22 protein-coding genes are annotated in these 22,709 nt (G+C 56.9%); 5 read left to right on the top strand and 17 right to left on the bottom strand.

The annotated features are described in order from the left end of the window. The first annotated feature begins 75 nt into the window (after window positions 1-75). A complete protein-coding gene (locus ACRZ96_RS06015; RefSeq protein WP_170392433.1) occupies window positions 76-1,095 on the top strand; it encodes a ribose-phosphate pyrophosphokinase in 1,020 nt (339 codons plus the stop codon). Window positions 1,096-1,147: 52 nt separating this feature from the next. On the opposite strand, the gene ACRZ96_RS06010 is transcribed toward ACRZ96_RS06015, so the two are convergent. The 8 genes from ACRZ96_RS06010 to ACRZ96_RS05975 form a co-directional block, all read right to left on the bottom strand. Further along, complete coding sequence (locus ACRZ96_RS06010) at window positions 1,148-1,840, bottom strand: nitroreductase family protein (RefSeq protein WP_480706889.1); 693 nt, start codon at window positions 1,838-1,840, stop codon at window positions 1,148-1,150. Window positions 1,841-1,943: 103 nt separating this feature from the next. Continuing rightward, the gene (locus ACRZ96_RS06005) at window positions 1,944-2,294 is read right to left on the bottom strand and encodes an H-type lectin domain-containing protein (protein ID WP_170420549.1); all 351 of its coding nucleotides are present in this window, start codon (window positions 2,292-2,294) and stop codon (window positions 1,944-1,946) included. 117 nt (window positions 2,295-2,411) lie between these two features. Then, complete coding sequence (locus ACRZ96_RS06000; RefSeq protein ID WP_480814320.1) at window positions 2,412-2,822, bottom strand: F0F1 ATP synthase subunit epsilon; 411 nt, start codon at window positions 2,820-2,822, stop codon at window positions 2,412-2,414. A 12-nt stretch (window positions 2,823-2,834) separates the two neighbouring features. After that, on the bottom strand, window positions 2,835-4,259 hold the full coding sequence (gene atpD, locus ACRZ96_RS05995; RefSeq protein WP_039537698.1) for a F0F1 ATP synthase subunit beta: 1,425 nt from the start codon (window positions 4,257-4,259) through the stop codon (window positions 2,835-2,837). Window positions 4,260-4,279: 20 nt separating this feature from the next. Next, window positions 4,280-5,158, bottom strand: coding sequence for a F0F1 ATP synthase subunit gamma (locus ACRZ96_RS05990; protein WP_170392441.1), 879 nt, complete (start codon window positions 5,156-5,158; stop codon window positions 4,280-4,282). A gap of 15 nt (window positions 5,159-5,173) precedes the next feature. Then, window positions 5,174-6,712, bottom strand: coding sequence for a F0F1 ATP synthase subunit alpha (atpA, locus tag ACRZ96_RS05985; RefSeq protein WP_170392443.1), 1,539 nt, complete (start codon window positions 6,710-6,712; stop codon window positions 5,174-5,176). Next, window positions 6,713-7,273 carry a F0F1 ATP synthase subunit delta gene (locus ACRZ96_RS05980; protein ID WP_170392445.1) on the bottom strand — a complete coding sequence of 187 codons (561 nt, stop codon included), beginning with the start codon at window positions 7,271-7,273 and terminating at the stop codon, window positions 6,713-6,715. It abuts the gene before it with no gap. Between the two features lie 302 nt (window positions 7,274-7,575). Further along, the gene (locus tag ACRZ96_RS05975; RefSeq protein WP_170401881.1) at window positions 7,576-8,310 is read right to left on the bottom strand and encodes a methyltransferase domain-containing protein; all 735 of its coding nucleotides are present in this window, start codon (window positions 8,308-8,310) and stop codon (window positions 7,576-7,578) included. Window positions 8,311-8,371: 61 nt separating this feature from the next. Here ACRZ96_RS05975 and gloB point away from each other — a divergent pair, with 61 nt between their 5' ends. Together gloB and clpA are read left to right on the top strand one after the other, a co-directional pair. Next, on the top strand, window positions 8,372-9,139 hold the full coding sequence (gloB, locus tag ACRZ96_RS05970) for a hydroxyacylglutathione hydrolase (RefSeq protein ID WP_170512527.1): 768 nt from the start codon (window positions 8,372-8,374) through the stop codon (window positions 9,137-9,139). 174 nt (window positions 9,140-9,313) lie between these two features. Beyond that, window positions 9,314-11,638 (top strand): ATP-dependent Clp protease ATP-binding subunit ClpA, encoded by a 2,325-nt coding sequence (gene clpA / locus ACRZ96_RS05965; protein WP_170401887.1) that lies wholly within the window; start codon window positions 9,314-9,316, stop codon window positions 11,636-11,638. A gap of 87 nt (window positions 11,639-11,725) precedes the next feature. Here clpA and ACRZ96_RS05960 read toward each other — a convergent pair whose 3' ends face one another. The 3 genes from ACRZ96_RS05960 to ACRZ96_RS05950 all read right to left on the bottom strand — a co-directional run bounded on the left by ACRZ96_RS05960 (window position 11,726) and on the right by ACRZ96_RS05950 (window position 15,186). After that, entirely contained in the window at window positions 11,726-13,405 is a 1,680-nt protein-coding gene (locus ACRZ96_RS05960) for a peptidoglycan -binding protein (protein WP_170420542.1), read from the bottom strand. Between the two features lie 3 nt (window positions 13,406-13,408). Beyond that, the gene (locus ACRZ96_RS05955; RefSeq protein WP_480614989.1) at window positions 13,409-14,587 is read right to left on the bottom strand and encodes a biopolymer transporter ExbB; all 1,179 of its coding nucleotides are present in this window, start codon (window positions 14,585-14,587) and stop codon (window positions 13,409-13,411) included. Window positions 14,588-14,655: 68 nt separating this feature from the next. Next, on the bottom strand, window positions 14,656-15,186 hold the full coding sequence (locus ACRZ96_RS05950) for a gamma-glutamylcyclotransferase (RefSeq protein WP_480706892.1): 531 nt from the start codon (window positions 15,184-15,186) through the stop codon (window positions 14,656-14,658). 67 nt (window positions 15,187-15,253) lie between these two features. On the opposite strand from ACRZ96_RS05950, the gene ACRZ96_RS05945 reads away from it, so the two are divergent. After that, window positions 15,254-16,255, top strand: coding sequence for a DUF2125 domain-containing protein (locus tag ACRZ96_RS05945; protein WP_170636083.1), 1,002 nt, complete (start codon window positions 15,254-15,256; stop codon window positions 16,253-16,255). Here the strand turns inward: ACRZ96_RS05945 and ACRZ96_RS05940 are convergent. The 4 genes from ACRZ96_RS05940 to ACRZ96_RS05925 all read right to left on the bottom strand — a co-directional run bounded on the left by ACRZ96_RS05940 (window position 16,252) and on the right by ACRZ96_RS05925 (window position 20,552). Next, window positions 16,252-17,073, bottom strand: coding sequence for an extensin-like domain-containing protein (locus ACRZ96_RS05940; RefSeq protein ID WP_480814319.1), 822 nt, complete (start codon window positions 17,071-17,073; stop codon window positions 16,252-16,254). The two genes, ACRZ96_RS05945 and ACRZ96_RS05940, sit on opposite strands and share 4 nt — an antisense overlap. Further along, window positions 17,070-17,990, bottom strand: coding sequence for a prephenate/arogenate dehydrogenase family protein (locus ACRZ96_RS05935; RefSeq protein WP_170420534.1), 921 nt, complete (start codon window positions 17,988-17,990; stop codon window positions 17,070-17,072). The genes ACRZ96_RS05940 and ACRZ96_RS05935 overlap by 4 nt, the downstream gene beginning before the upstream one ends. Then, entirely contained in the window at window positions 17,987-19,072 is a 1,086-nt protein-coding gene (gene hisC / locus ACRZ96_RS05930) for a histidinol-phosphate transaminase (RefSeq protein ID WP_480706894.1), read from the bottom strand. Before hisC ends, ACRZ96_RS05935 begins: the two co-directional genes overlap by 4 nt. Window positions 19,073-19,136: 64 nt before the next feature. Continuing rightward, window positions 19,137-20,552: an aminotransferase class V-fold PLP-dependent enzyme gene (locus ACRZ96_RS05925; protein ID WP_480771925.1), complete on the bottom strand. Its 1,416-nt coding sequence runs from the start codon at window positions 20,550-20,552 to the stop codon at window positions 19,137-19,139. Between the two features lie 103 nt (window positions 20,553-20,655). Between ACRZ96_RS05925 and ACRZ96_RS05920 the strand changes: the two genes are divergently transcribed. After that, the gene (locus tag ACRZ96_RS05920; RefSeq protein ID WP_170401903.1) at window positions 20,656-21,117 is read left to right on the top strand and encodes an Lrp/AsnC family transcriptional regulator; all 462 of its coding nucleotides are present in this window, start codon (window positions 20,656-20,658) and stop codon (window positions 21,115-21,117) included. A 123-nt stretch (window positions 21,118-21,240) separates the two neighbouring features. On the opposite strand, the gene rpsD is transcribed toward ACRZ96_RS05920, so the two are convergent. Then, on the bottom strand, window positions 21,241-21,861 hold the full coding sequence (gene rpsD / locus ACRZ96_RS05915) for a 30S ribosomal protein S4 (protein ID WP_170392466.1): 621 nt from the start codon (window positions 21,859-21,861) through the stop codon (window positions 21,241-21,243). A 212-nt stretch (window positions 21,862-22,073) separates the two neighbouring features. Beyond that, window positions 22,074-22,388, bottom strand: coding sequence for a hypothetical protein (locus ACRZ96_RS05910; RefSeq protein WP_170392467.1), 315 nt, complete (start codon window positions 22,386-22,388; stop codon window positions 22,074-22,076). Window positions 22,389-22,709: the final 321 nt, after the last annotated feature.

Genomic DNA, 22,709 nt, shown 5'->3' with positions numbered 1-22,709 from the left:
CGGTAGACCCATGCTAAGCGGTGTCAACATCACGAATCTGTCACATTGCCACTGCTGCCCGGGGAAAATCAGCCGATGCCGACACTTCACGAACCCAAGCTTATCGCTGGGAACGCCAATCTTCCGCTTGCCGAAACCATTGCACGTCGCATGAGCCTGCATCGCGGCGTTGACCAGGGGCTGGTCGATGCTCGGGTCGAACGGTTCAACGACGGAGAGATTTTTGTCGAGGTTTTCGAGAATGTGCGCGGTGAGGATATGTTTATCGTTCAACCAACCTCGAACCCCGCCAATGACAATCTGATGGAGCTGCTGATCATCGCAGATGCCCTGCGCCGTTCATCCGCAGCCAGGATCACCGCTGTCATTCCGTATTTCGGGTACGCCCGTCAGGACCGCCGCACCAAGGCGCGCACACCAATCAGCGCCAAGCTGGTGGCAAACATGCTGACTGGTGCGGGTATCGAACGGATTCTAACCATGGATCTGCACGCAGCCCAGATTCAGGGCTTTTTCGACATGCCGGTGGACAACCTTTATGCCTCTCCGATCTTTGCCCTGGATGTGAAGAAACAATTCAAGGATCAGATGGACGACCTGATGGTGGTCTCGCCGGATGTCGGCGGTGTTGCACGTGCCCGTGAATTGGCCAAACGCATCAATGCGCCCCTTTCGATCGTTGACAAACGCCGCGAAAAGGCAGGCGAAGTGGCCGAGATGACTGTCATTGGTGACGTGAAAGACAAAATCTGCCTGATTGTCGATGACATTTGCGATACCGCTGGCACTCTGTGCAAAGCTGCCCAGGTGCTGATGGATAACGGCGCCAAGGAAGTACACTCTTACATCACCCACGGTGTCATGAGTGGACCGGCGGTTGAACGTGTGACCAATTCGGTGATGAAATCTCTGGTCCTATCGGACACGATCCAGCCTACGGCTGAGATCAACAAGGCCGCCAATATCCGCATCGTGCCCACCGCGCCGATCTTTACGCAGGCGATCCTGAACATTTGGAATGGCACCAGCGTGTCATCTTTGTTCGAAGACAAGACACTGACGCCGATCTACGAGTCACTTTATCATATGGATTGATCGAAAAAACTGCTGGCTACCATAGATAATGTCTGAATTCATGACGGCCTACCTATTCGGCGACCGTCATGATTTCTTCCAACGGTTTTTTCATCTTTGCAACTTTTGGCACCTTCGCGTCGTCTTGCGGGTGGCCTACAGCTACGATCATAATAGGTTTTTCATGATCAGGGCGGTTTAGCAGTTTATTCAGGAATTTCATCGGGTTGGGTGTGTGGGTCAGCGATACCAGCCCTGCATGGTGCAGCGCCGTCAACAAAAAGCCCGTGGCAATGCCCGTGCTTTCAGGCACGTAGTAGTTTTTGAACCGATCTCCATCATCGAATTGACCCCAACGTTGGGCGAAAATCACTATCAGCCACGGTGCGTCTTCCAGATGCGGCTTCTGATCGTTAGTCCCGATTGGTTCAAGCGCCTTCAGCCATTCATCCCCGGCACCGCCTTCATAAAACCTGCGCTCTTCAGCTTCCGCTTCTTCCCGAATACGGCGCTTCATCTCAGGGTTCGAGATTGCCACAAAGTGCCAGGGCTGATGATTGGCTCCTGAGGGCGCTGTTCCGGCTGCGCGAATGCACTCTTCGATGACCGTGCGCTCGACGGGCCGGTCCGAATAGTCACGCACGGTATGGCGGCGTTTCATCTTGTCGTAGAACGCTCGCGCTTCGGCCAGCATTTCTTCATCAGACAAGTCCATACGATCCGGAAGGTCGAAGGCTTCGTATTCGATGTGATCTCGTGCAAACACCTGTAAGATCCTCTGGTTGCGCTAGCCGCTATTTGGGGTGGCCAGTCTTCTTTATGGGACGACGCGCGAAGGTGCGCAATCTTATGTCACGAACAGGCCTGCTTCACGAGATGTCCCAATCGTCTTCATGCGAAACATCTCCAATTGCGGTCCAATTCACCCGAATTCTGGCGATACGCGTATCGGACCAGGTGCGAAACACCGCATTGAATCCTTCCAGCGTTATATCTTCGGCCTGAACTTCAGCCCGTAAAGCGGAAGACGTATCCACATCCCAAAGCACCACGCCTATCTGGACGATTGGCACAGAGCGGAACACTTCTGAAAAACGGACGCTTACACGACGCTCACGCGGGCCCTCACCAGTCCACATCACGCCACCATCGGCGAAATCGGAAAACAAGACCTCCTCGCCCTGATCAATGCCGATGGGATGGGTTTGAAACTTTTTCATCTATCGTCTTTTATTGTTCAATTCCTGCAGCTTAACTTCAGCGAATGGCAAAATCACGACAAAAAAACGGCCCCGCGTATACGGGGCCGTTCCAAGTGATCAGAATGTCATGAACCCTTACAGGCTCATATGCGTTCCTAGAGCTTCCATGTCAGCCAGCAACTTTGCAGCATCGTCGACGATGGTCTGATCGTCACCGGCCTTGGCTGCCTCGTGCGAGGCGCGGGCGTCAGCGATCAGATCGTCCAGATGCGAACGTGTTACTTCGGCAACTGGGATGGCTTTTTCGGCCAGAACCGACAGGCCATCACCATTGATCTGAGCAAACCCGCCGGTGACCAGGTATTCGCTGGAGCCTTCGGGTGCTTCGACCTTCAGGATGCCCGGGCGCAGAGTTGTAATTGTGGGGGCATGATCGGGCATTGCTGTCATGTCCCCGTCCGCGCCGGGAATCTGGACCGCCGTCGCGCTAAGCGAAGCAAGGCTCCGCTCAGGGCTGACGAGGTCGAATTGCATCATGTTTGCCATCAGGGATACTCCTTAGGCGGCTTCTGCGGCCATCTTCTCCGCTTTGGCGATCACTTCTTCGATGCCGCCAACCATCAGGAAGGCCGCTTCGGGCAGGTGATCGTATTCGCCAGCGACAACCGCTTTGAACGACGCGATGGTCACATCCAGAGGAACCTGAACGCCCGGCGAACCGGTGAAGACTTCGGCCACGTCGAACGGCTGCGACAGGAAGCGCTCGATCTTACGGGCACGTGCCACGGTCAGTTTGTCCTCTTCCGACAGTTCGTCCATGCCGAGGATGGCGATGATGTCCTGCAGCGACTTGTAGCGCTGGAGAATCTGCTGAACGTCGGTTGCGACCTTGTAGTGCTCTTCACCAACGATGGCCGGGTCGAGCAGACGCGAGGTCGAGTCGAGCGGGTCAACCGCCGGGTAGATACCCTTTTCCGAGATCGCACGGTTAAGAACGGTGGTCGCGTCCAAGTGAGCAAACGAGGTTGCTGGCGCAGGGTCGGTAAGGTCGTCTGCAGGAACATAAATGGCCTGCACGGACGTGATCGAGCCCGACTTGGTCGAGGTGATGCGTTCCTGCAGGGCACCCATGTCGGTGGCCAGGGTCGGCTGGTAGCCCACCGCCGAAGGAATACGACCCAGCAGAGCCGAAACCTCGGAACCCGCCTGCGTGAAGCGGAAGATGTTGTCGACGAAGAACAGAACGTCAGTACCGGACTGGTCGCGGAACTGTTCGGCCAGGGTCAGACCGGTCAGCGCAACACGTGCACGTGCTCCGGGAGGTTCGTTCATCTGACCGTAAACCAGGGCCACCTGCGATTCCGACAGGTTGTCCGGCTTAATAACGTTCGATTCGATCATCTCGTGATACAGGTCGTTCCCTTCACGAGTCCGTTCACCAACACCCGCGAACACCGAAAAGCCCGAGTGCACTTTTGCGATGTTGTTGATCAGCTCCATGATCAGAACGGTTTTGCCCACACCGGCACCGCCGAAGAGGCCAATTTTACCGCCTTTGGCGTAGGGGGCCAGCAGGTCAACAACCTTGATGCCGGTTACCAGAACTTCCGACTCGGTCGACTGTTCGTCGAAGGTCGGCGCGGGCTGGTGGATCGCGCGGGCCTCGGTTGCTTCAACCGGACCTTTTTCGTCGATCGGCTCACCAACCACGTTCAGGATGCGGCCCAGGGTGGCGTTACCAACCGGAACCGAGATCGGAGCGCCGGTGTCGGTGACTGCCTCGCCACGAACCAGACCTTCGGTCGCGTCCATCGCGATGGTGCGGACGGTGTTTTCACCCAGGTGCTGAGCAACTTCCAACACCAGGCGCTTGCCGTTGTTGGTGGTTTCCAGCGCGTTCAGAATTTCAGGCAGCTGATCTTCGAAGTGCACGTCGACGACGGCCCCGATGATCTGTGTGACTTTGCCTTTTGCATTCGCCATGTTTCGTCTCCGGTATGTCTCTACAGCGCTTCGGCGCCGGAAATAATTTCAATCAGCTCGTTGGTGATCACGGCCTGACGCGAGCGGTTGAACTGGATCGTCAGCTTGTCGATCATTTCACCCGCGTTGCGTGTCGCGTTGTCCATTGCGGACATCCGTGCACCCTGTTCAGACGCTCCATTTTCGAGCAGAGCCGAGAAGATCGCGGTGGCAACCCCCTTGGGCAGCAGGTCGGCCAGAATGGCCTCTTCGCTGGGCTCGTAGTCGAATACCGCACCGCTATCGTCACCCGTCGCTTCATCTTCGAACGAGGCGGGGATGACCTGCTGTGCCGTCGGGATCTGGGTCACAACGTTGACGAACTTCGAGTAGAAGATCGTGGCAACGTCGAACTCACCCCCGTCGAAACGAGACAGGACGTCCTTGGCGATGTCTTGCGCGTTGGAATACCCCAGACGCTTGACCTCGCTCAGGTCGATATGTCCAACGAACAGATCGCTAAAATCACGCTTGAGCGCGTCGCGGCCTTTTTTGCCGACGGTCAAAACCTTGACCGTCTTGCCTTTGGCGCGCAACTCGTCCGCCTTTTGGCGAGCGAGCTTGGCGATGTTCGAGTTGAAGCCGCCACACAGGCCGCGTTCAGCTGTCATGACAACCAGCAGATGGACATCATCACTGCCCGTGCCACGGAGCAGCTTGGGGGCGCTGTCGCTGCCCCCGACCGAAGCCGCCAGCCCCGCCATCACGGCATTGAACCGCTCGGCATAGGGACGCGAGGCTTCGGCAGATTCCTGGGCGCGACGCAGTTTTGCGGCCGCGACCATCTGCATGGCCTTGGTGATCTTGCGGGTCGATTTAACCGACTCGATCCTGTTTTTAAGGTCCTTAAGATTTGGCATATGCCCGCCTCTCCCTTAAGCGAAGGTTGCGGCGTATTCGTCCAGCGCAGCCTTGATCTTGTCGGAAGCGTCACCCTTGATCTTGGGATCTTCGTCCGTGATCCACTGAAGCAGGTCCGCGTGCTTGCCGCGCAGGTGCGCCAGCAGGCCAGCTTCGTAACGGCCAACATCGGACACGTCGATCTTGTCGAGGTAACCATTGGTGCCGGCGAAGATTACGCAGACGATTTCAGCGTTGGTCAGCGGCGAGTACTGTGGCTGTTTCATCAGCTCGGTCAGACGCGCACCACGGTTCAGCAGCTGCTGGGTCGCGGCGTCGAGGTCAGAACCAAACTGCGCAAAGGCAGCCATTTCGCGGTACTGAGCCAGTTCCAGTTTAACCGGACCGGCGACCGACTTCATCGAGTTGGTCTGAGCCGAGGAGCCCACACGCGAAACCGACAGACCGGTGTTCACGGCGGGGCGGATGCCTTGGTAGAACAGTTCGGTTTCTAGGAAGATCTGGCCGTCGGTGATCGAGATCACGTTGGTCGGAATAAACGCCGAAACGTCACCACCTTGAGTTTCGATAACCGGCAGAGCAGTCAGCGAGCCCGCACCGAAGTCTTCGTTCAGCTTTGCCGAACGTTCCAACAGACGCGAGTGGAGGTAGAAAACGTCGCCAGGATAGGCTTCACGTCCGGGCGGACGGCGCAGCAGCAGCGACATCTGACGATAGGACACAGCCTGCTTCGACAGGTCATCATAGATGATCAGCGCGTGGCGGCCGTTGTCGCGGAAGTATTCGGCCATCGCGGTTGCGGCGTAAGGTGCAAGGAACTGCATCGGTGCCGGGTCGGACGCGGTTGCCGCCACAACGATCGAGTAGTCGATCGCACCGGACTCTTCCAGTTTCTTCACCAGCTGAGCAACGGTCGAACGCTTTTGACCGATCGCAACGTACACGCAGTACAGCTTCTTCGACTCATCGTCGCCTGCTGCGTCGTTGTAAACTTTCTGGTTCAGGATCGCGTCCAGAGCAACGGCGGTTTTACCGGTCTGACGGTCACCAATGATCAGCTCACGCTGGCCACGGCCGATTGGGATCATTGCGTCAACCGATTTCAGGCCGGTTGCCATCGGCTCGTGAACCGATTTACGCGGAATGATGCCCGGCGCTTTAACGTCTGCAACGCCACGCTTGGTCGCGTTGATCGGGCCTTTGCCGTCCAGCGGGTTGCCCAGACCGTCAACAACGCGGCCCAGCAGCTCGTCACCGATCGGAACGTCCACGATCGAGTTGGTGCGCTTAACAGTGTCACCTTCTTTGATGTCACGGTCGGAACCGAAGATAACAACACCGACGTTGTCGCTTTCCAGGTTCAGGGCCATGCCCATGATGCCACCGGGGAATTCGACCATTTCGCCCGCTTGCACGTTGTCCAGGCCGTATACACGGGCAATCCCGTCACCGACGCTCAGCACGCGGCCGATCTCGGCCACTTCGGCTTCCTGACCAAAATTCTTGATCTGGTCCTTCAGGATTGCAGAAATCTCTGCAGCTTGGATTCCCATTTATCCGACCTCTTTCATTGCATTCTGTAGGGAGTTCAGCTTCGAACGGATCGAGCTATCGATCATTTTCGAGCCCACTTTAACGACAAGACCGCCGATGAGGCTTTCATCCACGGTCGCATTGATTGTCACGGTCTTGCCCACACGCTCGGACAGCGTCTTGGACAGTTTATCCATTTGGGTCTTGGTGAGCGCCTTGGCCGAGGCGACATCGGCGGTCACCTCGCCACGCTCGTCAGCCAGCATGTCGCGCAGAACCTGCACCAGTTGCGGTACAACGAACAGACGACGTTTCTGCGCCATCAAACCCAGCGTATTGCGCAGGATGGCATGCAGGCCCATCTTGTCCGCAACAGCGGTGATTGCGCTTTCCTGTTCGGCGCGCGAAACCAAAGGCGATGCGATCAGGTCGCGCAATTCAGCGCTGTCACCCAATGCTGCTGCCAGATCGTTGATTCCGGTTTCCAGACCTGCAAGGTCGTTATTCTCTTTAGCGATCTCGAAGATCGCGGTGGCATAGCGCTCGGCGATGCCAGTGGAAATCGAAGCTGGTTCGGACACGTCCACCCTTCCGATATTTGAGGCCCCGATTTTGAGTAGCGGCCGCTACCTTGGGGCGTGAGGAAACCCCGTCCATTTAGGGCGGGGATCAAAATCACCGGGGATGTAGCAGAGGTGTTCCAACCAAGCAATACGCTATAGCGGTAACAGTTTTATCCACAAATTATTATTTTTCATACACTTAACCCAACTGCGACCCTTTGGACCGATTGGGGCAGTTGAAAAATGTTACGAATATGCAGGTTTTTGCGATTCCTGTGACCTTTTTCCCGCATTTTTTCCGTTCAAAATGCGCCGGACTGTCACGCAGGCTTTAACAAACCATCCAACGCTTTGATCGGGCGCTTCGCTGTGTCTTTGGTAACGCTTCCGCTAGGCGGGCGAATGAGTTTACTGGCCTCAACCATAAGCACACCTCCGGCCATGACGGTTGGGATGCGTTGCCCAGTCTTCTCGATCAGGCTGCCCGATTTTAGCCAGAACCTACGGAACGAAGGCGGTAGGTAAAGCGCCGAGCAATGGTTTTCAGGGACGAAGTGGTGCGCGCGTAATTGGTTTTCCAATTGGGTTGTTGAATAGGGCTGCCCAAAGCCAAACGGCGTCCGGTCTGAGCGCGACCAAAGCCCGGCCCGGTTCGGTACGACAAATAGCACACGCCCTCCGGGCCCCAGAACGCGCCAGCATTCTTCCAGCAATTGGCTGGGTCGGTTTGAAGTTTCCAAACCATGCATCACCACCAGTTTATCCACATGGCCTGTTTCGATTGGCCACATCGTCTCTTCGGTCAGAACGGAAACATTGGGCATCCCCGCAGGCCATGGCATTACACCCTGCGGACCAGGCATAAGACCAATCACACGGCGCGCATCTTTGAGGTAAGGCCGCAATAAAGGTACGGCAAAACCAAATCCGACCACAGTTTGCCCCTTGGCTTCGGGCCAAAGATCCACCAACCGACCACGGATCGCTGCCTGGGCCGCGCGACCCAGGGTGCTGCGATAGTAGAAATTCCTCAGATCCTGCACATCAAGATGCATTGCGGACACCCGGTCAATCGGCTTAGCTGGGCGCAGTCTAGCAATGAAAGGGCAAAAGGCCATGCCTCTTGAGATCGTTACCATTCCTTGCCTCAGCGATAATTACGCCTTTCTCGCCCATGATCCGGCCAGCGGTGAGACTGCCTTGATCGATGCGCCAGAGGCAGCTCCGATTCTGGCTGAACTGGATTCGCGCGGCTGGCAGCTAAGCCATGTGTTGCTGACCCATCATCATTGGGATCATGTGGACGGGCTGGGCGACATTCTGGCGAAACAGCCCGCGCGTGTGATCGGCGCAAAAGCAGATGAGCATCGGTTGCCAAAACTCGATCAGGCGGTGGTTGAAGGTGACACATTTTATATCGGCGGTGAGCCGGTCGAGGTTCTTGATGTGTCCGGTCATACAATTGGGCACATTGCATTCTACATGCCCCAAACTGGCGTTGTATTCACCGCTGACAGCCTGATGGCGCTGGGATGTGGACGATTGTTCGAGGGCACGCCTGCGCAAATGTGGGCCTCTCTCAGCAAGTTGGCGGCCCTGCCCGATGAAACAATCGTGTGCTCAGGCCACGAATACACACAGGCAAACGCCAAGTTCGCCCTGACCATCGATCCCGACAACCCAGCCTTGCTTGACCGCGTGGCCGATATTAATCGCGCCCGCGCTGCCGGAGAACCCACTGTGCCCTCGCTTTTGGGCCTGGAAAAGGCGACAAATCCGTTTCTAAGGGCCACTGATCCGGCGATTCAGGCCCATCTGGGCATGGAAAACTCTGATCCAGTGTCCGTATTCGCCGAAATTCGAGCCCAAAAAGACAGCTTTTAACCCGTTTCAAGCCCCAATCACGGCCACGGTCACAACAAATGTGACTGTCAAGTGAAAGAAAACCCTTGAAGCCGGGGCGGGATCAACCAAACTCTAATAGTATGAGGACATGGTTGGGATGGGGATCCGGCCTGCAGCCCGCCCCCTTCCGGCCCAATACAGAGGAGCACCCGCGTGCCTTCATTCTCGAGCACACTTGAACAAGCCATCCACGCGGCCCTTGCGGCGGCGAATGAACGGCGACATGAATTCGCAACGCTAGAGCATCTGCTGCTGGCGCTGTTGGAAGAACCCGATGCGGTGCGCGTCATGAAAGCGTGCAGCGTCGATCTAGACGAGTTACGCAGCACCTTGGTCGAATTCATCGACGAAGATCTGTCAAACCTCGTCACTGATATCGACGGGTCAGAAGCAGTACCGACTGCAGCCTTCCAGCGTGTCATTCAGCGCGCCGCGATCCACGTTCAAAGCTCTGGCCGCACAGAGGTGACCGGGGCCAATGTACTGGTGGCCATCTTCGCCGAACGTGAAAGCAACGCAGCCTATTTCCTGCAAGAGCAGGACATGACCCGTTATGACGCGGTAAACTTCATCGCACATGGTGTGGCCAAAGACCCGGCCTATGGAGAGAATCGTCCTGTTACGGGTGCTGATGAAGCCGAAGAAGAGGCTCAGACGACCTCTGGTGACGCCGAGCAGAAAGAAAGCGCGCTTGGCAAATATTGCGTTGATCTGAACGCCAAATCACGCGCCGGTGATGTAGATCCGCTGATCGGACGCTCGGACGAGGTTGAACGCTGTATTCAGGTGCTGTGTCGCCGACGCAAGAACAACCCGCTGCTGGTAGGTGACCCCGGTGTCGGCAAAACCGCCATCGCCGAAGGTCTGGCGCATAAGATCGTTGCAGGCGAGGCCCCGGACGTGTTGTCGGAAACCACTATCTACTCGCTCGATATGGGTGCCCTGCTTGCGGGAACTCGCTATCGCGGCGATTTCGAAGAGCGTCTGAAAGCGGTTGTGACCGAATTGGAAGAGCACCCTGATGCAGTTCTCTTCATCGACGAGATTCACACTGTGATCGGAGCGGGTGCAACCTCGGGCGGAGCGATGGATGCGTCGAACCTGCTGAAGCCAGCGCTTCAGGGTGGCAAACTGCGCACCATGGGCTCGACCACGTATAAAGAGTTCCGTCAGCATTTCGAAAAAGACCGCGCGCTGAGCCGCCGATTCCAGAAAATCGACGTGAACGAGCCGTCGGTCGAGGACAGTGTCAAAATTCTGCGCGGTCTGAAACCATATTTCGAAGAGCATCACTCGATCAAATATACTGCCGACGCGATCAAGACAGCTGTCGAATTGTCGGCGCGCTATATCAACGACCGCAAACTGCCCGACAAGGCCATCGACGTGATCGATGAGGCCGGGGCAGCGCAGCACCTGCTGGCCGAAAGCAAACGTCGCAAGACCATCGGCGTCAAAGAGATCGAGGCGGTGGTTGCCAAGATTGCGCGTATCCCACCCAAGAACGTCACCAAGGATGATGCCGAGGTTCTGAAAGATCTCGAAACCTCTCTGAAACGCGTAGTGTTTGGTCAAGATGAAGCGATCGAAGCGCTGTCCAGTGCGATCAAACTGGCGCGCGCCGGTCTGCGTGAGCCCGAAAAACCCATCGGCAACTATCTGTTCGCTGGCCCCACCGGTGTTGGCAAAACAGAGGTGGCGAAACAGTTGGCTGACACGCTTGGTGTTGAACTGCTGCGTTTCGACATGTCGGAATACATGGAGAAGCACGCGGTCAGCCGTCTGATCGGTGCGCCTCCGGGTTATGTCGGGTTTGATCAGGGTGGTTTGCTGACCGACGGTGTCGACCAGCACCCACATTGCGTCTTGTTGCTTGATGAGATCGAAAAAGCGCACCCGGACGTATTCAATATCCTGTTGCAGGTGATGGATCACGGCGAATTGACCGACCACAATGGCCGGACGGTGAATTTCCGCAACGTGGTCCTGATCATGACATCGAACGCAGGTGCGCAGGAGCAGGCGAAAGCCGCCATCGGCTTTGGCCGCGACCGGCGCGAAGGTGAGGATACCGCAGCGATCGAACGTATGTTCACGCCGGAGTTCCGCAACCGCCTGGACGCTGTGATCTCATTTGCACCACTACCGAAAGAGGTCATTTTGCAGGTCGTTGAGAAGTTTGTCCTGCAGCTGGAAGCACAGTTGCTGGATCGTGGCGTGACCATCGATCTGACACCGCGTGCCGCCGAATGGCTGGCCGACAAGGGCTATGATGACAAGATGGGTGCGCGACCTCTGGGTCGTGTTATTCAGGAACACATCAAGAAACCTCTGGCCGAGGAACTGCTATTCGGCAAACTGGCCAAAGGCGGCGTGGTCCGTGTCTCGATGAAGAAGGGCGAGCTGAATCTGGAAATCCTGGGCCCCGATCAGCCCCGCATTCCGGGCGACAAGCCCCCGCTCTTGACAGCGGACTAACCTACAGCCTCTATAACGAAAAACGCCCGCCTTTTCGGTGGGCGTTTTTCTTGTTTGGCAGGTGATCCAAGGTGGTTCGAACCAGCCTTACCGCTCTGTCAGCTTCAACTCGATCCGACGGTTTTGCGCGCGCGCCTCGGGTGTGTCGGCGGGATTAACGGGTTGGAATTCTCCGAACCCGTTTGCCGCCAAACGATCAGGTGGAATGCCCAGCGCATCAACCATGTAGCGCACCACAGAAAGGGCACGGCCCTGGCTGAGCTCCCAGTTGTCGCGATATCGTCCGCTGCCTGCAAGTGGCACATTATCGGTGTGACCATCGACACGGATGACCCAGTTCAACCCTTCGGGTATTTCTGCGGCAACGCTTCGCAGAATATTGGCAACTTTGGCAACCTCCTGACGACCTTCCGCAGACAGGTTTGCGGACCCGGTGGCAAACAACACCTCAGACGAGAACACGAAACGGTCACCTTCAATGCGCACGCCATCCTGATCGCCCAGCACATCGCGCAGTCGCCCGAAGAATTCCGAGCGATAGCGCTGCAAATCCTCGGCCTGTGCGGCTAGTTCCTGATTTTGGCCCGCCAGTTTCTCGGCCTCGGCTTCCAGCCGAATACGTTCAGCCTCTTCCAGCAGTCGGCGACGGCGTTCTTCCGAGGCTGCGCGCGCTAGAGCGGCATTCAGATCCTGGCCCAGCGTCTGTATCTGGATCTCGGCGGCGGTATTACGTTCTTCGTAATCGTCTAACAAAGCCTGCAGCGACCCCAACTGGCTGCGCAGGGCTGCCATCTGCTGATTAAGCAGCGCGGTCTGACGTTGCGCTTCGGTCGAGATTTCCTGTTCCGATGCAAGCGCCTCTCGGGCGAGCGCCAGCAGCGCCGCGCGCTCCTCGGCCAGCGACCTTTGTTCAGCTTCATTTGCTAGTGCTTGGGTTTGGGCATCCAGTGCCGCCTGCAGTTGTTCCCTCAGTTCTTCGGCATTGATCTCACCGAACTGACGCTCAAGCTCTGCCTTGGCAGCCTGTGCCGCAGCTAGCAAAGTCAGGGTATCCTCGGCTTCCTTTCGCTGCGCTTCCAGCGCCAAGGTCATCGCTGTCAGTTCAGCATCTGCATTCTGCAATCGATCACGCAACGCCTCAGCAGCGGCGGCTTCGGCCAGACGCGCGGCCTCTTCCTCGGTCAGTTGCTGTTCTAGCTCGGATATCTGAGCTGCCTGTGCATCTTCGCTGGTTTCAAGTTCGGCGACGAGAGCTTCAAGTGCTTCGCGTCGAGCCGCGGCAAGGCGGGCGGCTTCGGCCTGTGCGTCGATTTCTTGTCTGCTTTGAGCAAGTGCCAAATTCAAGGCATCTTGTTCATTTAGCAACTCATCGCGTTGCGTTTCTAGCGCGGCGATATCCCCCTGCGCACGCGCCTGATCAGCCAGCAAAGCCGCGACCTGTGCTTCAAAGTCGGTTATGCGGGTTTGTGCCTGCGCCAGATCGTCTTCGACCTGATTAAGCGTTGCATTCAAGTTCCCAAGACGCGCTTGAAGACGGCTGTTTTCCCGCTCTTCCAGCCCCAGCGCCCCGGCCAGAGCGGCGATTTCGTCGGACAGCGCAGTCAGTTCATCCTCTTGCCCTGAAATGGTTTCGCGCAGCACAAATTGCACGACCATGAAGATGGTCAGCACAAAGGTCAGCACCATCAACAATCCCGTCATCGCATCCACGAAGCCGGGCCAGACCGAGCCCGAAAATCGTTGACCTGTGCGGCGGGACAGCGCCATGGGTTACTCTCCTTCTGGCGGCGTTCGTACGGCGCCCCGTGGCAAGGTCAACGCTTTGACCAGTAACTCAAAATCCTTGCGCAGTTCGTTCATGCTGTCCTGACGACCAGCGGAGATTTCTTCGAGTATACGCAGCAACTGAACATCCATCGACCGCAGGCGCATGCGGCTTTCCGCATCGATCCCCTCGCCCGCGCCATGTTCGCGCATGTGATCCAACAAAGCGTCCTGCCCCAGCGCCACACGTTCAAGCGCAGCCGTTACGCCTTCGGTCTGGGCCTGCCGCTGGTTCATTTCCCCGATGACATCGACCAAATGTCCCAGTTTGGTCGAGACGTTCGTGCGATCAACTTCTTGCGCCGAGAACATGTCCTGCAGTGCATCCATTTGTTCAGACATGGCGTCCAGTACTGGGGTCAGCACGGCCAGTTCCGCGCCGCCCTCATCGCCCGCAGCAAAGCCAACGCGGGTGATTGAGGACAACCATTCTTCCAATTCGCGATAGAACCGGTTCTGGCCATGGCCCGCGAATAGTTCCAGCAAACCGACGATCAAGGATCCGGCCAGACCCAGCAATGACGACCCAAAAGCAACGCCCATGCCCTGCAGCTGCGCTTCCAATCCTGTCATCAGACGGTTGAAGACGGCCAGACCTTCTTCACCTTCCTGCGGGTTCAGGCTGCGGATCGTATCAACGATGGCGGGGACAGTGGTGGCCAAACCAAAAAATGTCCCCAGTAGGCCAAGGTAGATCAGCACGTTGGTGATGTAGCGGGTGATCTCGCGCTCTTCTTCGACCCGTTCGGCGACGGAATCGAGGATCGATCGGGTAGAGCTAGAGCTGATCTGAGACCGCGCCCCGCGTTCCCTCAACAACGACGCCAGTGGGGTAAGCAGTTGCGGCGGGCGCACATCGTCACGTTCGACCCCTCCGGCAAAGGCTTCGATCCAACGAACCGATCCGATCAGCTGTGTGACCTGCAGAAAACAGGCAGCGACACCGATGACAAAGACCAGCAAAATGAACCCGTTAAGATACAGATTGGCCTGAATAACCGGCAGTACATATGGCAACGCCATGAACACGCCAAGTCCTGACAGCCCTATTGCGATCAGCATCATCAAAATCTGACGGATCGGTTGTGAGAAATGTGGTCTCACGCCCTGTTGTGCCTGCGCCATGCGCGTGGCTCCTGGTATTGTCTGCTCTGGGCTGAACCTATCGAAGTTCGCCCCGTGACGCCAAGAGTTTATGCGCTGATTGTCCGCACCCGTTGCGACAACCACTCAAGATCAGGGTCGTGCAGTCCGATCTCGGTCAAGTGCGAGGCAGTATTGTAGAGATATTCGGTATTTGGCCCACGTCCGCCAACCGCGTGGGCGATGATCTGAGCCTGCTCTTCCAATGGAAGACCGCCGCAATACTGAACGTGGTGAGCATCGATGACGTAAGTCACTGCCTTTACGATCTGCCCGCAGTCCAGTTGCACGTCCAGCATCCGCTCCAGATAGGCTGACGAGATCAGCTCACGCTCACGCAATTCAGCCAAAGTGCGCTCTTCGTGACCCGCCTCGACAGAAAGCGCCAATCCAGCGCAATGCGCGTCTGGCTGTTCGTCCAGCGCCAATACCAAACCGGGGTCTTCTTCCGTGCCGCGATGGTGGATAGAGCGCATGCAAAACGACCGCGCATATCCGTGCAATTTAGCGCGTTCGCTGCGTGCCACCGGAAAGCCCGGGTTCCACAGCAGCGATCCATATCCGAATACCCACATCGTCATTGCACTGGTCCTTGCCCGTTTGGCCCTATAAACATCAAATCCGAGGCAGGAAAAAGGGCCATTCATCATGCGCCGTCTGATACGCGTTTTCGTATTTATCGCCCTCGCGTGGAGCGCCTACTGGTTTGTCGCCGGTTATGGTCTGCGAAACGCCCTGACCGGTTGGTTTGACCGGCAGCAAGAACTGGGCTGGCAGGCCGAATTCTCGGACGTGTCGACGGCAGGATATCCATTTCAGCACATCACACGCCTCAATAATCCCGCTTTGGCCGATCCGGTCAACGGAACGGCGTGGAGTGCGGACTGGGTCGAGTTCCAAAGCCCAGCAATCTGGCCCGGCCGCCAGATGCTGCGCTTTGCCAGTACGCCGCAGCGCCTTTCCTATTTCGACCAGACCACGACCGTTCAGGCCGAAGCGCTACAAGCCGAATTGCAGCTCCAACCCGGTGTCGCGCTGGTGCTCGAGAAAATGGCGCTGAACTCAAAGCGCTGGCTGCTGACAACCGAAGGTGATCCGCAAGCCGGAGGCCAGTCGCTGAGCCTTGTGATGGAGCAATCTGGAGCGCCCGAAAGCTATGGGATTACTGCGAAGATCGACGGATTTACCCCCGGCGATGATCTGAGACGCCTGATGCGTTCAGCATCGACCCTGCCGCAATCGTTCGAAACGCTGGAAATGGATATGTTTGTCACTTTCGACAAACCGTGGGACCGCACCGCACTTGAGCAGCGTCGCCCCCAACCCGTTGCGATTGATCTGCGTTTGGCAGAAATGAAATGGGGTGAGCTGCGTCTGTTCGCCACCGGCGAACTGGAAGTTGACGAACAGGGCATTCCAACGGGTGAAATTGCGATGAAAGCCGAAAACTGGCGCGACATGATCGCGATGGCAAACGCCGCAGGTGCGCTGCCGGATCAGGCAGTCGATCCTGTGACCCGTGCATTGGGCTTCATGGCTGGACTGGGTGGCAACCCAAATGCGCTGGATTTACAGCTGAATTTCAGAGATGGGTTCGTCGCCTTGGGTCCGTTGCCCCTTGGTCCTGCCCCGAGACTGGTACTGCGTTAACGGCAATAGGTGCCGCTGCGGTAGCGCGCGGTGTCTAGGTGGAAATGATCCCGATGGTAGCGATCAGAGTTTGGTCCGAGAACCGTGCCAAATGGCCCACACGCGCCGCGCCATACCTTGGTCAGTTGCTTCTTGGACGGATTTTTGCGCCAGCCATTCAGAACCGTCACCACCTCACCATCGGCCATCTTGAAGCCCGAAATGTCGATGGCGCGCCCTTTACCATGCTCAGAAATCCGCGCCCCTTTACGGTTGTTACGTGTTCTGCAGGCGTAATGCGCGGCGACCTGTAGCTCGACCACCGGACCTCGGCGTTTGAACGTGGGCTTTACAGTTTTGTCGACCCAATTATTCAGCGCCTGTGCAGTGCCGCAATCCATCGTCGCTGGGCGGCTCAGCCCGACCCCCGATACTGAGGTGATTTGCACTGCATCCTTAATCCCGCAGGCTTTGATCTTGCCCTTCACACGTCCAACCGGCTTACCCTGAATATCGATATCGCCACAGACTGAACCCTTACGCAGCTTGCGTTTCTTAAGAAAGACGCGTTGTTCCAATTCTTCCGGGCGCACAAACGGGCGGATCGAATTCTCGGGCCCGAGCAATGGTAATTCAGCGGGACGGGCTGCAGCGGCCGTTACCTGCGGCGAAGCGGGCCGTAGCACAGGCCGGATGTTGGGGGTGAGGATTGCCACCATCGCTTGGGTGGTTTCCGGGCGCGTCAACGGCACAATAGAAGTTTCAGGCGCCGCCGCATTTGCAGTCGTTGCCGCCAAAGCAACGCAGAAAATCAAATGGCTGAAACCGATCTTTCTCATGTCGATGTTTTTCCCCGCCCGAAATCTGGCGCATCCGTATCCTGGCCCGCATCAATGATGCCGCGGCGGATCGCCCGTGTGCGCGTAAAGTAGTCGAACAATTGCTCTCCGTCACCTGTTCGGATGGCCCGCTGTAGCGCAAAGAGCTCTTCCGTGAACCGGCCCAGAATCTCCAGCGTTGCGTCTTTGTTGGTCAGAAACACATCACGCCACATCGTCGGGTCCGAAGCCGCGATGCGGGTGAAATCGCGGAAACCAGCTGCCGAATACTTGATGACTTCGGTGTCTGTAACCCGCCGGAGATCATCCGCAACACCCACCATCGTATAGGCAATCAGGTGAGGTGCGTGCGAGGTGACCGCCAGCACCAAATCATGATGCGCGGCGTCCATTTCATCGACATTCGATCCCAGACCCTCCCACAAAGCCCGCAGGCGAGCGATCGCATCCGGATCGGAATCTTCGACCGGCACCAACAGGCACCAACGGTTGTCGAACAGTTCGGCGAAACCCGAATCAGGCCCGGAATGCTCGGTCCCAGCCAGTGGGTGCGCCGGAATGAAATGAACGCCATCAGGTATGTGTGGTGAGACGGCGTCAATCACGTGACGCTTTACCGACCCCACGTCTGAAACGGTGGCACCGGATTTCAGAACCGGTGCAATCTGCTGCGCCACAGGTCCCATTGCGCCAACCGGAACACACAGAACCACCAGATCAGCACCCTCGACCGCCTCTTCCGCGGTCTCGCAAACCCGGTCACAAAGGCCGATCTGGCGCGCCGTCTCGCGGGTTGCCTCGGATCGCGCATAACCCGTCACTTCGCCCGCAAGCCCAGCCCGTTTGATCGCCCAGAACATGGACGATGCAATCAGGCCCAACCCGATCAGCGCAACACGGTCGTAAATCTGGCTCATACAGCGCCCCCTTTGAACGCAGTAATCGCTGCAACCACGCGACCGCAGGCGATTTCGTCGCCTACGGTGATCCGCAGCGCGTTTGGCAGGTTGTAGCCCGCGACCCGCCGCACGATCAAACCCTGCGTTTTCAAATAGTCATCGCAGGCTTCCGCCTCGGCCCTGTCAGCAAAACGGGCGAGGATGAAATTCGTGCATGACACATCGGATGAAACGCCGACCTTCGCCAGTTCATCAGACAACCAAATCCGGAGGCGTGCATTTTCAGACAGGCAGAACCGCAGATATTCCTCATCCCGCACGGCGGCCTCAGCCGCCGCAAGAGCCGTCAGCGACAGGTTGAACGGCTGACGAACGCGGTTCAGCACATCAATAATCTCTTTCGCCGCATAGCCCCAGCCAACGCGCATCCCACCTAGACCGTACACTTTCGAAAACGTCCGGGTCATGATGACATTGCTAAACCGGTCCACCAGCCCTGCGCCTCCATCGAAACCATCGACAAATTCGGCATAGGCACCATCCAGCACCATCAGGCAATCGGCTGGCAATGCATCCGCCAACCTCTGCAATTCGGCGTCAGAGATCATGGTTGAAGTAGGATTTCCCGGATTGGTCACAAAGACAATCCGTGTCTGCCCAGTGACCGCGGCAAGGATGCTATCTACGTCTACACGGCGATCTCTCTCGGGCACCATGACCGGGGTCGCGCCAGCCATTCGCGCGATGATCGGATACATGGAGAATCCATGCTCGGTATATATCACCTCATCACCCGGACCAGCATAGGCCTGCGCCACGAACTGCAACACTTCATCACTGCCGACACCGCAGATGATCCGATTGGAATCCAGTCCGTGCCGTTCAGAAATTGCGGCGCGCAGGCTGGAATGATCGGTGCTGGGATAACGATGCAGCGAAACGGCACTTTCGCGCACCGCTTCGATCGCCTTGGGACTTGGCCCAAACGGGTTTTCGTTGGAACTCAGCTTGATGACATCCGCAACACCGTCAACATGCGACTGTCCGCCCTGATACAGCGCGATGTCCATTATGCCGGGTTGAGGTGTGATCTGGTTCATGAGGGGCTCCACTAGCTTGGCCCCTCATACCTTTCTCAACGGGTTGAGAAAAGCGGCAATTATCTTACGCCGCTTTGAAGCGCGCCGTCGCCGGATCGGCATTGTAGAATGGGACGAATTCCTCGGTCCGGCGCGACAGCTCGTTAACGCTGTCGATAATGAACTGAACGGTCTCTTCGCTCATGAGGTAAGAGAAATTCAACCGCACCCAACCCGGTTTCTTCATTTCCTCACCCTCCGACAGGGCCGCATGCAATTCTTCCGACGTTGCCCGATCAATGCCCAGCAAACGATGCGCATAGGGTCCGGCACAGGCACAGCCGCCACGTGCCTGGATGCCGTAGATATCGCTGAGCATCCGGGTAAACAGCTGCTGATGCACCGGCTGCCCATTCCGATCACACACGAGGAACGAGAATATCGGCAGGCGGTGTGCATTCTCGGCACCTAGCAATGTCAGATGTGGGTTGTCGGACCACCCATCCAACGCCATGCGGTTACACTGCGCCTCACGCTGTGCGATTTCATCCGTTCCGACCGCATCCTTGACAATGAAGGCCAGGGCCGCACGAATGTCTCCGATCACATTTGGTGTACCCGCCTCTTCCCGTGTCGCGAGATCGGCGCTGTAGTCGTGCCGCCAAGGCGAGACAAAGCTGACAGTCCCACCTCCGGGCCAACTCGGACACGTCCGCTTCACAACGCATTGGTTAACGACCAGAACACCCGACGCCCCCGGCCCACCCGGAAACTTATGCGGAGAGACAACGATCGCGTCCTTCCGCGCATCTTCCGGCCCCATGTCCATTGGCAAATAAGGTCCACCACCCGCATAGTCCCATACCGCAAGCGCACCATGCTCTTTCAGCATCCGCGTCACTGGATCAGAGTCGGTGATGATGCCGGTGACGTTTGACGCCGCTGAGAATGACCCAATCACAAGATCGGAATCTGCGTGTTCGATCAGCACTGCCTTTAGCGCCTGCATATCGGGACCACCGTCAACGGCTTCTGGAATCTCGATCACCCGCGCCTTGCTTTCACGCCACGGCAGAATGTTCGAATGATGCTCATACGGACCGATCAAAACGACCGGCTGATTAGCCTCTTGCACTCCCAGCAGACTAACCAGCCGGTTAAGACCCGCTGTAGCGCCAGACCCGGTAAAGATCACCGCGTCCTCTTCCTTGGCGCCAACTATGCGGGCGATCTCGGCCCGCGCCTCGCGGCGCAAACGGGTTATATAGGAACCGCAATAGGAGGCTTCGGTGTGGCTGTTGGCATAGAACGGCAACACATGCTCGGCCACGAAATTTTCGACCTGTCGCAACGCGCGACCCGAGGCAACGTAGTCCGCATACACAAGCGGCACGTCCCCATGCAGACCCGGGATGAGTACCCCCTCACCGATCAGCCCATCACGCAGAGTATTTCCGTGAGCAGCAGATTGAATTTCTGCGCGAAAGTTGGACAAGGTCATAACACAGGCTCCATATTGCTAACTCCAATATGATTGATCCATCCTGTGGAAACCTCACAATTTTATGCTTTATATGCCCTAGTTTTGTGTCATATGAGTTTATATGGAGAAAAAATTAGATCAAATTGACACGCGTCTTCTGAAGGAACTGCAAAAAGACGCAACACTTTCCCAGCGAGAATTGGCAGATAGGGTCGGCCTGTCCCAAAATGCCTGCTGGCGAAGAATAAAGGCCTTGAACGACACAGGTGTCCTGCAAGGTTCTACGGCGCGCATCGCGCGTGAAAAGCTTGGGCTGAATCTGGTGGTTTTCGTCATGCTACGCACGCGCCACCACTCTGCCCAATGGTTGCAGGCCTTTCGCAGTCATGTCCTGACCATTCCTGAAGTGGTCGATTTCCATCGCATTGGCGGCGACTATGACTATCAACTCAAGGTCGTTACAGAAGATATGGCCTCTTACGACAAAGTCTATCAACGCCTCATCGATAAGATCGAACTGGACAGCGTCACCTCCTATTTCGCAATGGAGGCCATTGCCGAAAGTCGCCCGCTTCCTATCTGATCCGCCTCTTCATCTGGCCAAATATATCTCGGGGGAGTCGCGCAGCGACTGGGGCAGAGCCCCATCAAAACAAAAAAGACCGCGCTGAAAGCGCGGCCCTTAAACTCAACAGGTCGGCGAAGATTAGTTCTTCGCGTAGAATTCGACGACCAGGTTCGGTTCCATCATAACCGGGTAAGGCACATCGCTCAGGCCCGGTGCACGCACGAAAGTCGCGGTCATTTTCGAGTGGTCGGCGTCGATGTAGTCAGGCACATCACGCTCGGCCAAGCCGACAGCTTCCAGGACAACGGCCAACTGCTTGGACTTGTCACGCACTTCGATAACGTCGCCTTCTTTGACGCGGTAGGACGGGATGTTGACCCGCTTGCCGTTCACTTTAACGTGGCCGTGGTTCACGAACTGACGTGCGGCGAACACGGTCGGAACAAACTTGGCGCGGTAAACAACGGCGTCCAGACGGCGTTCCAGCAGACCGATCAGATTTTCACCGGTGTCACCTTTGACACGCTCAGCTTCTGCATAGATGCGGCGGAACTGCTTCTCGGTCAGGTCGCCGTAGTAGCCTTTCAGCTTCTGCTTGGCACGCAGCTGCAGACCGAAGTCAGACAGTTTGCCCTTGCGGCGCTGGCCGTGCTGGCCGGGGCCGTATTCACGACGGTTAACCGGGGATTTCGGACGACCCCAGATGTTTTCGCCCATCCGGCGGTCGATTTTGTACTTGGCAGACGTGCGTTTGGTCACGGCTGATCTCCTTCTTTGGATCGAGGCCCCGATGGGCCACTATGAAGGGCGTTGTCCTCTTGAGGTTTCCCCCATGACAGGCATCCCCTCGCGGGGGCCACCAACACCAATGAAGCCGCGCTTATATCCCTGCTTCGGCCAGAGTCAACACGCCAGAGCAAGCAAAGGGTAGGATTTCTGCTTAGAGTTGGAATCTTTCTGAGAAGTATCCGTTATTCAGCGGCCCAACCGGCAGTATTTGATAGACTTACCGGCACTGAACTTGCATTTGCACGAGCCGCCGGGAACACGACAACCTTGTCGTCATAACCGCTGTCAATCTCAACAGGTTCAATATGCGAAGCTGCCGAACTGACCCAGAAATCTTGATCAGGCTCAGGGTATCCATCCTCAAACACAAGCACCAGAGACGCTTCGTTCACCTCACGCACCAGCTCGGCAACGAAAGTCTGAGCCCCGTTTGACAACTCGATCTTGGCACTTTCGTTGATCTCGCCGGGGTTGGCGAAACTGGCTCCGGCCGCCAATATAGATCCAAGACCGGTGGAGCCTGTGTGCAGCGCAACTTGGTCTGCACTTGCGGCGAGTTGGACCCCTCGCCCCCTCCAGGACCAAGAACTGCCAACGCACAAGTGGGCCAAAGGCGCCGCCTCAAGCCCGTCAACTTCCGTCTGTGTCCAAAATATTGCTATTCGACCGTTATAACCGGTTCTCATCTGTCCGCCCGCACTTTTACTCATCCCACAAGTAACTGTGCTTATGTATCAACGAAAAAATGGGCGGAAAAGAGACCGAAATGCAGCAATCACGAAAATGTTGCTAAAGAACAGCCTCATATTGATACTTTT

It is taken from the genome of Ruegeria sp. CF1, from assembly GCF_056537445.1.
The sequence above is the reverse complement of the archived record's forward strand: the minus strand, read 5'-3'. Positions and strand labels throughout refer to the sequence as shown.